The following is an 11,998-nucleotide window of genomic DNA, read 5'->3' on the forward strand; positions in this document are numbered from 1 at the left end:
CTTCTTGCTTGCCGTGTGTCCCCTGCGGACGTCTGAACTATTTCACACCGTGAACGATCAGAGCAACGAACCATTTGGGATGTGTACGTTTTGCGCGCCGAAGGGTTCCCGGCGTCTTCTGAGCGTTCTTTTGGCACTCACAAGGGTCGAGTGCTAAAACAGTGGCAGTTGAGTCGAGGGGACTCAACGAGAACCACGAAGGAGTTGATTTCGATGACGATGAACTTCGACCCGTTCCGCGAGCTCGACCGACTCGCGGGTTCGCTCCTCGGCACCGCTGGCGGCCCGCGCTCGATGCCGATGGACCTGTACCGCACCGGGGACCACTACGTCCTCGACGTCGACCTGCCCGGCATCGACCCGGGCTCGGTCGACATCGACGTGGACGGCTCGGTCCTGACGATCCGCGCCGAGCGCACCCTCGGGGCGCCGGAGGGCTCGCAGTGGATCACGCGCGAGCGCCAGCCCGGCACGTTCGTCCGGCAGTTGACCCTGGGCGAGGGGCTCGACGCGGAGCGCATCACCGCCGGGTACGACAACGGTGTGCTGAGCGTCACGATCCCGGTCAAGGAGTCCGCGAAGCCGCGCAAGATCGCCGTCACCGTCGGCGGTGGGTCCGAGCAGCTCGCGGTCGGTTCCGGCACCGCCGCCGAGTGAGGAGTTGACCGATGACGTCCGTCCTGTTGAACGCGGTGGTCGCGGTCCTCGCCGTCACCGCGGCGCTCGCGCTGACGAGCCTGGACCGGCGTACCGCCGTGCTCCTCGGAGCCACCGGCAGCCTGACCGGCACCTTCCTCGCCTGGGTCGCCGCCCCGCGGGTCTGGGAGCAGTCACTCCTGGTCCCCTGGATCGCAGCGGTCCTGGGTACCGCCCTGCTGATCGCGGGGTGGAGCGCGGTCCGCGCGTACTCCGGGATCTTCGAGGCGCCCCGCCACGAAGAACCCGAGACGGGGGCGTTGATGACCGTGGGCGGGTCCACCCCGTCCCTGCGGTGACCCCCTGACGACACGGAGGCCCGGCGCACGTCGTGCGCCGGGCCTCCCGTCGTTCCGTCGGTCGCCGGGGCGACCGTCGGGACTACTCCTTGTTGAGCTTGTCCTGCACCAGACCGGCCGTCTTCTCGACGACGTTCGGGATCTCGGTCGTGCCGTAGAGCCGGACGTCGGGGTGCGTGGGCGGGGGGTACGCGGCCGAGGTGGTGGGGCCGTCGTGGTACGAGTACTCGCCCTTGCCGTCGAACGACGGGCCACTCGCCCACGGGCCGTTCTTCGCCTCGGCACCGTCGGAGAAGTTGAGGTACTGGTAGTTGACCTCCTGGTTCTCCTTCGACTGCGGGAAGTTGCTCGGCACCGGGAAGCCCTCGACGCCCTTCTCGCGCAGCTCGGCCGCAGCCGTCGCCCACATGTTCTGGTGCATCGTGTCGCGGGCGATGAGGAACGACAGCAGGTCCCGGACACCATGGTCGTCGGTCATGTGGTAGAGCCGCGCGGCCTGCACACGGCCCTGCATCTCGGCGTTCTCGTTCGCCGTGAAGTCGGCGAGCAGGTTGCCGCTGGCGGTGATGTACGAGCCCTGCCAGGGGTTGCCGTTGCTGTCCACCGGGCGGGCACCCGCGCCGGCGACGATGGCGTGCTGGACGTCGGTGCCACCGACGACCGCGGCGACCGTGGGGTCGTCCTGCAGCGCGTCCTCGGTGATGCCGAGCGGGGACTTCTCGAGCAGCTGCGCGATCATCGTCGCGAGCATCTCGACGTGGCCCATCTCCTCCGCACCGATGCCGAACACCATGTCGCGGTACTTGCCGGGGATGTGCATGTTCCACGCCTGGAACTGGTACTGCAGCGCGACGGAGATCTCTCCGTACTGGCCGCCGAGCACCTCCTGCAGCTTGCGGGCGTAGATCGCATCGGGCTTGTCGGGCGTGGCCTTGAACTGGAGTTCCTGCTTGTGGAAGTACAAATCGTGCTCCTTCGTCTCAGCGGGTGCTCGGCGACGCGGGTACTCATCGACCGAGCGCTTGCAGGGCCGATGCTCCGCCGGGTCTGCTGGGCGGCCATCCGGAGTGGCCGGATCACGCGGGCAAGCCGACCGCCGTGAGCGGACCCGGCCTTCACCCGGCAGGACGAGACGCTTCCGCCCACCGCCCGATGCCGTCGACCGTCCGGTTCCGCAGGCTGGGACCATGCAGACCTCCACGAAGCACACGATCGCCACGCTGCTGCTCTGCGCGGCGATCGTGATCGCCACCGTCATCGCGCTCATGGCCATGACGCCGCCCGCGTGACGCTGCTGCGGCATGGGAGGATCGCTCCGTGACCGAACGGGGCAGGTTCCTCCGGCCGCTCGCCACCCGGTCGATCATCATCGACGTGGCCTGGGCGGTCCTGGCGGCGTTCGTCTTCCTGCTGCCCATCGACCTCGAGCTCGAGCACGCGAGCCTCGCCGCGGTCCTGTCGGCGGCTGCGGCGATCGCCCTGCGGCGGATCGCACCGTCCGCAGCGATGGCCATGGTCGTCGTCCTCGGTGTCGTCCAGGTCGGCGGCGGTGAGCGACCCTCCCTGGTCGACCTCGCGATGTTCGTCGTCATCGGCACCGCTGCTGTCGTGGGCAGCCGGACCGAGGTCGCCGTCTCCGGGGTGCTCGCGGTCGTGGCCGGCGCAGGTGCAACGGTCTACCTGGCGTCGACCGGCTTCCGGTTCCTCGTGCTCATCAACGGCCCGCGCGACCAGGCGTTCCTCGCGATGGCCGCGCCCGTCACGGCACTGCTCGGGGTGTGGGCGGGCGGGGTCGCCGTCCGCGCCTTCCGCTCCCGCGACCGTGAGTCCGAACGCCGCGCCGATGCCGAGGCCGCCGCGTCCCGGGCCGAGGCCGTGGCCACCGAGGCCGAGGCGACCGCCACCCGCGCCATCGACGTCGCCGAGTCCGAGCGGATCCGCGCCGACATCGCCCGCGACGTGCACGACGTCGTCGGCCACTCGCTCGCCGTGATCATCGCGCAGGCCGACTCGGTGCCGTTCCTCGACGACGAGGCCCGCATCCGCGCCGTCAGCGCCACGATCGCGAGCACCGCCCGGAGCTCCCTGGTCGAGGTCCGGCAGGTCCTCGGACACGTCGACGGTTCCGCCGCCGCAACCGGTCCGGGTTCCCTCGAGGAGATCGTGCAGGGCATCCGCGACGCCGGGGTCGACGTCGACCGCACGGTGCGCGGGGTCCCGCTGGCACTGCGCCCGGACACCGGCACGGCCGCACGCCGCGTGCTGCAGGAGATGCTCACGAACGCCCTCCGCCACGGCGCCCCCGGCAATCCGGTCGGCGTGCGCGAGACCTGGCGGAGCGGCGACCTCGTGCTCGAGGTCGAGAACGTGGTCGGCGACGGCACCACCGCCGGGTCGGGCCGTGGGATCGACGGCATGGAGTCCCGCCTCGGCGCACTCGGCGGGTCGTTCGACGCCGCCGTGCTGGACGACGTGTTCACCGCACGCGCCCGCATCCCGTTCGACGTCCAAGGGGGACCCGTCCGATGACCGAACCGATCAGGATCCTGCTCACCGACGACCAGGCGCTGTTCCGCGCCGGGCTGCGGGTCGTGCTCGACGCCCAGGACGACATGCTGGTGGTCGGCGAGGCCTCCGACGGCGCCGAGGCCCTCGCACGCATCCCCGAGGTCCGCCCCGACGTGGTGCTGCTCGACATGCGGATGGCGGGGATGGACGGCGTCGAGACCGTCCGGCAGCTCTACTCGGGGACCGTCGAAGGGCCGCTGCCCCGCGTCGTCGTCCTCACCACGTTCGGGCTCGACCCCGCTGCGGCGACCGCGATCCGGCTCGGCGCGAGCGGGTTCCTGCTCAAGGACACCACACCGCCGTTCCTGTTCGCGGCGGTGCGGGCGGTGCACGAGGGCAGCTCGGTCATCGCGCCGAACGACCTCGCGCAGCTGTTCGGCACGGACGTCGCCCGGGCACCGGCACCGCAGCCGCCGGAGTTCGCGAGCCTGACCGAGCGGGAACGGGTCGTGTTCGGCTGGGCCTCCCGAGGGCTGTCGAACGCCGAGATCGCGACGAAGGAGTACGTCACCGAGTCGACGGTGAAGACCCAGATCTCGAGCATCCTCGGCAAGTTGTCACTGCGAGACCGGGTGCAGCTCGTCGTCTACGCGCACGACCACGGGCTGGCGGGCACCCGCGGCGCTTGAGAGGTGTGCCTGTGCAAGGCTGCCGAGCTCGAGCGCCGCGACCTCGTCGAGGATCGCCCGGACCGCGGCGGGGTCGTGGGCGAACCGTCCGAGGAACAGCCCGCCGATCCGCCCCCGCCCGCGGGTGAGCAGGCCGGGTCCGGCGCTGCCCCCGTAGAGGACGGTGCTGCCGCGCAGTTCGGGCCTGGTGGCGAGGTGCTGCTCGATCCCGTCGAGCACCGCCACGATGTGGTCGTCCGGAGCGGGCTGCGGTGCACCGATGGCCCACACCGGCTCGTAGGCGACGGTCAGGGGCCGGGCGAGACCGTCCGCGACGGCGGTCGAGACGGCCCGGTCGAGCTGCGCCGTCACCGCCGCCACCGCCTCCGTCCCACCCGGACTGGAGGACCGGTCCGACTCCCCGACGCAGACCAGCGGCCGCAGGTGGTTGCGGAAGGCCGCGTGCACCTTGCCCGCGATCGTCGCGTCGTCCTCGTGGAACAGGGAGCGGCGTTCGGCGTGGCCGATCTCGACCAGGTCGACACCGATCTCTCGCAGTTCGGCGCCGGAGACCTCACCGGTGAAGGCGCCCTCGTCGGCCCACGCCAGGTCCTGCGCGGCGAGCTGGACGCCGGAGTCGGCGAGCAGCTCCCCCACCGGTACGAGGGCCGGGAACGTGGGCGCCACGAACAGCGACGCGGCGTCCGAGCGGACCGCGGGGTGTCGCCGGGCGATGTCCGCGACCTCGGCCGCCCACTCGAGCGTCCGGGCGTGCGAGAAGTACATCTTCAGCGACACCCCGATGGTGATCACGGCGCGACCGTCTCCACGATGAGCGCGAAGGACAGTGCGCCCGGGTCCGCGGTGCCGACCGCCTGGTCGGCGTGCGTCCGCGCCCGACCCATCTTCGGCACGAGGGACTCCGTGGCGTCGGCGGCTGCACGGGCGGCACGGACGGCGTCGCCCCAGGCGTCGGTGAGCGACGCACCGGCGTCGAGCCGGGCGCGGAGCTCCTGGTCGAACGGCACCAGGGCGTCCACCATCGTCTTGTCGCCGACGGTGGCGCCGAACGCGAGGACGGCCTCGGTGGCCGCGCGGACCCCCTGCGCGACGGTGGCGCCCGACGGACGCGCGTCGTCCCCGATGACGCGACCCAGTGCCTCCAGGGCGGCCCCCCAGATCGCGCCGGAGGTTCCCCCGGCCTTGTCGGACCACGCATCCGCGGCGACCCGCAGGACGGTACCGACACCGGCGCCGCCGGTTACGGCCTTCGCCGCAGCAGTCTGGGCGGCGTGCGACCCCCGCTGCATCCCGATGCCGTGGTCGCCGTCACCGGCGACGGCGTCGATCCGGCCGAGCTCGTCGGCGTGCTCGTCGAGGGCGGCGCGCACCGCGGCGAACGCGGCGGCGACCCGCTCGGCGACCGCGCGTGAGTCATCACTCGCCGGGCCGATGCCCACGGCTTCGGCGTCCGCGGCGACGACGGAGGGGCCGACGCGTTCCTCGGCGACCGCACCACCCTTCCGGTAGGCGGGGGTGTCGGCGGGCGCGGCCCAGAGCTCCTCGAGCTCGTCGTCGAGCCAGAGGAGCGTCAGGGAGACCCCGGCCATGTCGAAGCTCGTCACGAGCTCGCCGACCTCGGGCTCCACCAGGACCAGGCCGGCATCCGTCAGGCGCTGCTGCACCGAGCGGTAGACGACGAAGAGCTCCTCGTACTTGACCGACCCCAGGCCGTTCAGGATCGGGACCACCCGCTGGCCCTCCAGCACCGTGCCCTCGAGCACCATGCCGTCGGGCAGCTCGTCGAGCAGACGGGACACCAGCAGCTCGGCCAGCCCGTCGGCCGTCGGGACGTCCGTCTCGTCGATCCCGCGTTCGCCGTGGATCCCCATGCCGATCGCCATCCGGCCCTCGGGCACCGTGAAGAGCGGTTCCTCGGCACCCGGCAGCGAGCACCCGGAGAACGCGACGCCGAAGCTGCGCGTCCGGTCGTTCGCCCGATCGGCGACGGCCGTGACCGCGTCGAGGTCGTCCCCGCGCTCGGCGGCGGCGCCGGCGATCTTGAAGACGCAGAGGTCCCCTGCGATGCCGCGGCGCTTGTGTGCTTCGTCCGCGGGGGCGCTCGTGACGTCGTCGGTGACGCGGACCGTCCGCACCGGGATTCCGTCGGACTCGAGCGCGCGGGCCGCGGCGTCGAAGTTCAGGACGTCGCCGGCGTAGTTGCCGTAGCTGAGCAGCACGCCGCCGCCGTGCTCCGCGGCCTTGGCGACCCCGGTGACCTGCTGGGCGCTGGGGCTGGCGAACAGGTTGCCCATCGCGGCACCCGCCGCCAGCCCGTGGCCGACCAGTCCGCCGAACGCCGGGTAGTGGCCGGAGCCGCCGCCGATCACGACCGCGACCGTGCCGTCGGGGCTCGTGGTGGAGCGGGCGACCCCGCCGTGCACCCTCCGCACCCACCGCTCGTTCGCGGCGACGAAGCCGTCGGTCGCCTCGTCGGCGAAGTCCGCCGGGTCGTTGAACAGTCTGGTCATCGCTTGCTGCCCTTCGGGTCGGTGGTGCGGACGTGCGAGGTGTCGAGCAGTTCGTCGGCCTTGGCTCCGCGGAAGAACTTCGTGCAGAAGATCATCACCGCGGCGACGAACGCCAGGACCCCGAGCGAGACGATGCCGAACGCGCCACTGTCGGTCGGCACCAGCTCGTTGATCGCGGTGCGCATGATCGGGGCGACGAAGCCGCCGAGGTTGCCGAGCGAGTTGATCAGGCCGATGCCCGCGGCTGCTGCTGCACCCGTCAGGAACGCCGTCGGGTAGGCCCACGTGATCGGACCGACGGCCAGGAAGCTCGCGACGGCCAGCGTGATGAACAGGATGCCGAGCACCGGCTGTCCGTTCGCACCGGCCCACGCCGAACCGAGGATCGACAGGCCGGTCGTGATGTAGAACAGGGTCCCCCAGCGGCGGCGGCGTCCCACGGAGTCCGCCCGCGAACCGATGAGGTAGCAGGCCACCAGCCCGACGAGCCACGGGATCGCGGACACGAGCCCCACCTGCCAGCCGACGTCCTGCCCGAGCAGCGAGGACACCTGCTGCGGCAGGTAGAAGGTCGTGCCGTACACGGCGACCTGCAGGCAGAAGTAGATGATCGTGAAGTACCAGACGCGGCCGCTCGCCATCGCGCGCCAGATGCCCTTCGGGCCGTCCTCGCTGCGGGCCGTGTCCTCGCGTTCCATGGCCGCCGTCAGCGACGCCTTCTCGCCCGGCTCGAGCCACTTCGCCTGCTGCGGACTGTTCGTCAGGAACACCAGGGCCGCGATTCCCGCCAGCACGGCGAGGATGCCCTCGCCGGCGAACATGACCTGCCAGCCGTGGAACGGCGTGACCTGGTCGCCGACGCTGATCAGCCCGCCGGACAACGGTGCGCCGATCATCTGTGAGAACGGCTGCGCCAGGTAGAAGATCGCGAACATGCGCACGCGCACCTTGTTCGGGAACCACTCGGACAGGTACATGATCACGCCCGGGAACAGCCCCGCCTCGGTCACACCGAGGATGAACCGCAGGATGATGAACATGGTGTCGTTCGTCGTGAAGGCGAACAGCGCGGCGACGATGCCCCACGTGACCGCGATGCGGGCGAGCCAGAAGCGCGCACCGAGCCGCTTGAGCAGCAGGTTCGACGGGATCTCGAAGATCGCGTAGCCGATGAAGAAGATGCCGGCGCCGAGGGCGAAGGCGGCGTCCGAGATGCCGCGGTCGACGCGCAGCGCCTCTTCCGCGAAGCCGACGTTGGTGCGGTCGAGGAACGCGACGAAGTACAGGATGACGAGCATCGGCATGAGGTGCTTCGTCGCCTTGCCGATGGCGGACTGCAGGCCGGGGTCGTTGGTCGACCCGAGCGCGGGGGCAGGGGGTAGTGACACGGGTTCGCTCCTTTGCGAGCACGGTGCGGTCGTTCTGGTGTCCGGCGGTCGGTTCGGTCGTCCGGACGGGAGGCACGGATCGCGTCGCCCGGTCGGCGCGCGTTCCGTGGGCGGCTGGCCCTAGTGCATGTACAGGCCGCCGTCGACGTTGAGCGTCTGGCCGGTGACGAAGCCGGCGTCTTCACTGATCAGGTACGCGATCGCCGCGGCGATGTCGCGCGGGGTGCCGATCCGCGGCAGCACGCCGTCGGCGGCCATCTCGGCCTTCCGTTCCTCGGACAGCGTGCCGCCCATGATGTCGGTGTCGATCGGCCCGGGGGCGATCGCGTTGACCGTGACGCCGCGCGGGCCGAGCTCGCGAGCCAGGCCACGGGTCAGCCCGATCACGCCGGCCTTCGCCACCGTGTACGGGGTCTTGCTGAAGGTGCCACCGCCACGCTGGGCGGAGACGGACGACAGGTTCACGATGCGCCCGTAGCCGGATCGGACCATCGACTCCGCCGCACGCAGGCTGGCGAAGTGCACGCCGTCGAGGTTGATCGACAGCACGCGGTGCCACTCCCCCTCGGGCAGGTCCAGGTAGGGGTGTGCGGACGAGACGCCGGCCAGGTTCACCAGTGCGGTGATCGGCTGGAGCTCGGCCTCGATCGTGTCGAAGGCCGCACGGACGGCGGACTCGTCGGCGACGTTCGCGCCGACGCCGACGGCCCGCACGCCGTGCTGGTCGCGGATCTCGGCGGCGACCTGCTCGCTCGCCGTCTGGTCGAGGTCGATGATCCCGATGTCCCACCCGGCCTCCGCCAGGTGGTGGGCGGTGGCGCGGCCGATGCCCCGGGGCGAGGCGGCTCCGGTGAGGACGACGGTGCGGTTCTGGTGCTGACCCGCGGTCTGGTTCTGGTTGCTCATGGTGGTCCGCCTCAGTGGATCGGCGCCGGGCCGAGCTCGTCGAGCAGCCGCTGCATCGCGACGTACGCCTTGTTCCGGTAGGCGACGAGCTCGGGCGTGCGGTCGGCGGGGACCTCGAGGTACCCGGCGCCGGACTTCGTGCCGAGCTCACCGGCGTCGACGTGCTGCTGCAGCGACGGCGGGGTGGCGAAGCGCTCCGGCCAGCGGGTCTGCAGTGACTCGAAGCAGAACGCGTACACGTCGAGCCCGGCCATGTCGGCGATCGCGAACGGGCCGAAGAACGGCAGGCGGAACCCGAACGTGGTCCGCACGATGGTGTCGATGTCGTCGGGGCTCGCGATGCCCTCGTCGGCGATCTTCGTGGCCTCTTCGAACAGCGCGTACTGCAGGCGGTTCAGGACGAACCCGGTCGAGTCCTTCACCCGTGCCGACTGCTTGCCGGTCGCGGCGACGACGGTCTCGCCGACCTCGATCGCGTGCTCGTTGGTGGTGGGGTGCGGGATGAGCTCGACGCCGGGGATGAACGGCGCCGGGTTCGAGAAGTGCACGCCGAGGAACCGCTCCGGGCCCACGAGCGCCTCGGCCAGCGACTCGATCAGGATCGTCGAGGTGTTCGAGCCGATGACGGCGTCGGGGCGGGCGGCCTCGCTGATCCGGCGGAGCGTCGCGTGCTTGATCTCGAGCTTCTCGGGCACGGCCTCCTCGATGAAGTCGGCGTCGGCGACGGCGGCCTCGATCGACTCGGCGGCGCTGAGGTGTGCGCGGACCCGCTCGACGGCGTCCTCGGGGAACAGCCCGTCGGTGACGAACTGCGCGGTCTCGCCGAGCAGTCGCTCGAGGTTCTGCTGGGCGATCTCGGCCGAGACGTCGGCGATCCGGACGGTGTGGCCGGCGAGGGCGAGGACCTGGGCGATCCCGCCGCCCATGTAGCCGGACCCGACGACGGCGATGTCGAGGGTGCTCATCGGATTGCTCCTTCGGTGCTGGTTGCTGCAGTCGGGGTCGCCGTCGCGTCGAGCTTCGTCGTCGCGAGGACGGATCGGATGTACTGCTGGTTGGTGGCGCAGACGCCGAGGCTGTCCCCGCCGTACTGCTCGGTCATGACGATCCCGCGGAACCCGTCGGCGACGGCGTCGCGCAGGACCTGGCGGTAGTTGATGAGGCCCGTCTCCATGGTGCTCGGCGCACTCGTCGACCAGCTGCCGTCGCCGGCCTCGTCACGCGTGTAGTTCTTCACGTGCAGGTAGTTCGTGTGCGGCATGGTCTTCGCGAAGAGCTCCCGCCAGTCCTCGACCGGACGGTGCAGGCGGATGAGGTTCGCGACGTCGGCGTTGAGACCGACGTTGTCCAGGCCGATCTCCTCGACCAGTCGGACCGCGCTGTCGGCGGTGCCGAGGTACGTGTCCTCGTACAGCTCGAGCGCCATCGGGAGTCCCACCGAGGCAGCGTGCTCACCGAGCTCCCGCAGCCGCTTGACCGCGGCGTCCCAGACCTCGGGGTCGTCCGGGTCCTTCGGGCCCGGCGCCGTCCAGAACCACAGCGCCCGCTTCTGGGCATCGGCGAACGGCTGGTGCAGCCCGGTCGAGAAGACCTGCATGCCCCACTCGGCCGCCGCGTCGATGGTGCGGTGGGCGTAGGCCAGGTTCTCTTCCTCGTGCCCGGGCTGGATGACGCTCTTGCGCTGCAGGTGCACCGAGGGGATCCCGATGCCGTGCGACTTCGCGATGGCGAACAGCTCGTCCCGACGCGAGGCCTCGAGGTCAGCGGGGCGGATGTGGCTGTCGGCGAGTTCGGCGAGCGAGAAACCGACGGCTTCGATCTGCGCGAAGACCTCGTCCCACACCTCGGCGGGGGCGTCGTGGAAGGCCGTCCCGTCGCGGGTGACCTGCGCGAACCCGTGCAGGCAGGCGGCGATCGGCCAGGTCTCCGAAGTCCAGGTGGTGGGGTCCCAATCCTGGGCGACCCAGTCCTGTGGAGTGGTCACGGGATGCTCCCTTGCATGTCGTGGTGGTTCAGCGTTGAACCTCTTTCCTATAGGAAAGATACTCTGACTTCGCGCCAGCGCAAGCCCTTCGGGTCAGTTCGTGTGGGAAGCGTCCGCGCGCGACCGCAAGCGAACGGCGTCGATGTGGAGCCGCATCGCGGCGACGGCCGACGTCGGGTCCGCAGCCAGCGCCTCCAGGATGGCCCGGTGCTCCTGCACGGCGCGGTCCGTGTCGTCGCCGCCACCCTCGACGATCTGGCGCATCCGGTGCACGCGCGTCGTGATGATCTCGGACATCTCCTCGAGGAACGGGTTCCGTGTCGCATCGAAGATCAGCTGGTGGAACTGCCAATCGCTCCGGAAGAAGCGAGCCATCAGCTCCTCGGGTGCGTGCGCGGCGCCGACCGACGCGACCTCGGCAGCGACCGCCGCCTGCTCGTCGAGCGCTGCCGCGAGGCGCTCGCGCAGGCCGTCCACGTCGCCCCGGGCCGCCAGCTCGACGGCCCCGCTCTCCACGATGAGCCGCGCGTCGAACAGTGCCTCGAGCTGGTCGCCGGCCAGGGGCGGGGAGACCCGGTAGCCCTTGTTCGCTTCACGGGTGACGAGCCCGGTGCGTTCGAGCTGCACCAGGGCTTCGCGCACCGGTGTCGGTGAGACCCCGAGGGAGCGGGCCAGACCGTCGATCGACAGTCGCATGCCCGGTTCGACGTCGTGGCCCATCAGGACCTCGAGCACCCGGTCGTAGACGCGGTCACGCAGGCCGAGCTGCGTGATGCGCTCCGTCCCGAAGCCGGGCATGGTCGTCGACATGCGTCGATCCTAGAGAATCCACGAACCCGTTCGGTGGCCAGGCCACCGAGGGAGCACGAAGAGCGAGGCTCCGTCCGGACAGAAGGTGACGGCGGGCCCGTGAACGCTGAGGGCGCCTGTCCGTCGGCTGTGCCGGCGCGAACGAGGAATCGGCGTTGCTGATTACCGCAAAGTCACTGAGGAACCATCGTGTCCGGCGACTGTCCGG

General features: G+C 70.9%; 12 protein-coding genes. 4 read left to right on the top strand and 8 right to left on the bottom strand.

Features of this window, described 5'->3' with window-relative positions; all coding sequences use genetic code 11:
- Positions 1-213: 213 nt before the first annotated feature.
- On the top strand, positions 214-657 hold the full coding sequence (locus ITJ56_RS12815; protein ID WP_194630994.1) for an Hsp20/alpha crystallin family protein: 444 nt from the start codon (positions 214-216) through the stop codon (positions 655-657).
- 11 nt (positions 658-668) lie between these two features.
- Positions 669-995 carry a hypothetical protein gene (locus ITJ56_RS12820; RefSeq protein WP_194630995.1) on the top strand — a complete coding sequence of 109 codons (327 nt, stop codon included), beginning with the start codon at positions 669-671 and terminating at the stop codon, positions 993-995.
- Between the two features lie 82 nt (positions 996-1,077).
- Here the strand turns inward: ITJ56_RS12820 and ITJ56_RS12825 are convergent, their stop codons facing one another.
- Entirely contained in the window at positions 1,078-1,959 is an 882-nt protein-coding gene (locus ITJ56_RS12825) for a manganese catalase family protein (RefSeq protein ID WP_194630996.1), read from the bottom strand.
- Between the two features lie 353 nt (positions 1,960-2,312).
- Here ITJ56_RS12825 and ITJ56_RS18985 point away from each other — a divergent pair, with 353 nt between their 5' ends.
- Both ITJ56_RS18985 and ITJ56_RS12835 read left to right on the top strand, forming a co-directional pair.
- Positions 2,313-3,524: a sensor histidine kinase gene (locus ITJ56_RS18985; protein WP_194630997.1), complete on the top strand. Its 1,212-nt coding sequence runs from the start codon at positions 2,313-2,315 to the stop codon at positions 3,522-3,524.
- Complete coding sequence (locus ITJ56_RS12835; RefSeq protein ID WP_194630998.1) at positions 3,521-4,192, top strand: response regulator; 672 nt, start codon at positions 3,521-3,523, stop codon at positions 4,190-4,192. The genes ITJ56_RS18985 and ITJ56_RS12835 overlap by 4 nt, the downstream gene beginning before the upstream one ends.
- On the opposite strand, the gene ITJ56_RS12840 is transcribed toward ITJ56_RS12835, so the two are convergent.
- The 7 genes from ITJ56_RS12840 to ITJ56_RS12870 form a co-directional block, all read right to left on the bottom strand.
- A complete protein-coding gene (locus tag ITJ56_RS12840) occupies positions 4,121-4,984 on the bottom strand; it encodes a triose-phosphate isomerase family protein (protein WP_323749805.1) in 864 nt (287 codons plus the stop codon). The genes ITJ56_RS12835 and ITJ56_RS12840 overlap by 72 nt on opposite strands.
- Positions 4,981-6,702, bottom strand: coding sequence for a dihydroxyacetone kinase family protein (locus tag ITJ56_RS12845; protein WP_194630999.1), 1,722 nt, complete (start codon positions 6,700-6,702; stop codon positions 4,981-4,983). The genes ITJ56_RS12840 and ITJ56_RS12845 overlap by 4 nt, the downstream gene beginning before the upstream one ends.
- A complete protein-coding gene (locus ITJ56_RS12850) occupies positions 6,699-8,090 on the bottom strand; it encodes an MFS transporter (RefSeq protein WP_194631000.1) in 1,392 nt (463 codons plus the stop codon). Before ITJ56_RS12850 ends, ITJ56_RS12845 begins: the two co-directional genes overlap by 4 nt.
- Positions 8,091-8,210: 120 nt before the next feature.
- Complete coding sequence (locus tag ITJ56_RS12855; protein WP_194631001.1) at positions 8,211-8,996, bottom strand: SDR family NAD(P)-dependent oxidoreductase; 786 nt, start codon at positions 8,994-8,996, stop codon at positions 8,211-8,213.
- A gap of 11 nt (positions 8,997-9,007) precedes the next feature.
- The gene (locus ITJ56_RS12860) at positions 9,008-9,961 is read right to left on the bottom strand and encodes a 3-hydroxyacyl-CoA dehydrogenase family protein (RefSeq protein WP_194631002.1); all 954 of its coding nucleotides are present in this window, start codon (positions 9,959-9,961) and stop codon (positions 9,008-9,010) included.
- Positions 9,958-10,980 carry a sugar phosphate isomerase/epimerase family protein gene (locus ITJ56_RS12865; protein ID WP_194631003.1) on the bottom strand — a complete coding sequence of 341 codons (1,023 nt, stop codon included), beginning with the start codon at positions 10,978-10,980 and terminating at the stop codon, positions 9,958-9,960. The genes ITJ56_RS12860 and ITJ56_RS12865 overlap by 4 nt, the downstream gene beginning before the upstream one ends.
- Before the next feature lie 93 nt (positions 10,981-11,073).
- Positions 11,074-11,790, bottom strand: coding sequence for a GntR family transcriptional regulator (locus ITJ56_RS12870; protein WP_194631004.1), 717 nt, complete (start codon positions 11,788-11,790; stop codon positions 11,074-11,076).
- Positions 11,791-11,998 lie beyond the last annotated feature (208 nt).

This window comes from Curtobacterium sp. VKM Ac-1376 (assembly GCF_015351025.1).
GTDB lineage: Bacteria > Actinomycetota > Actinomycetes > Actinomycetales > Microbacteriaceae > Curtobacterium.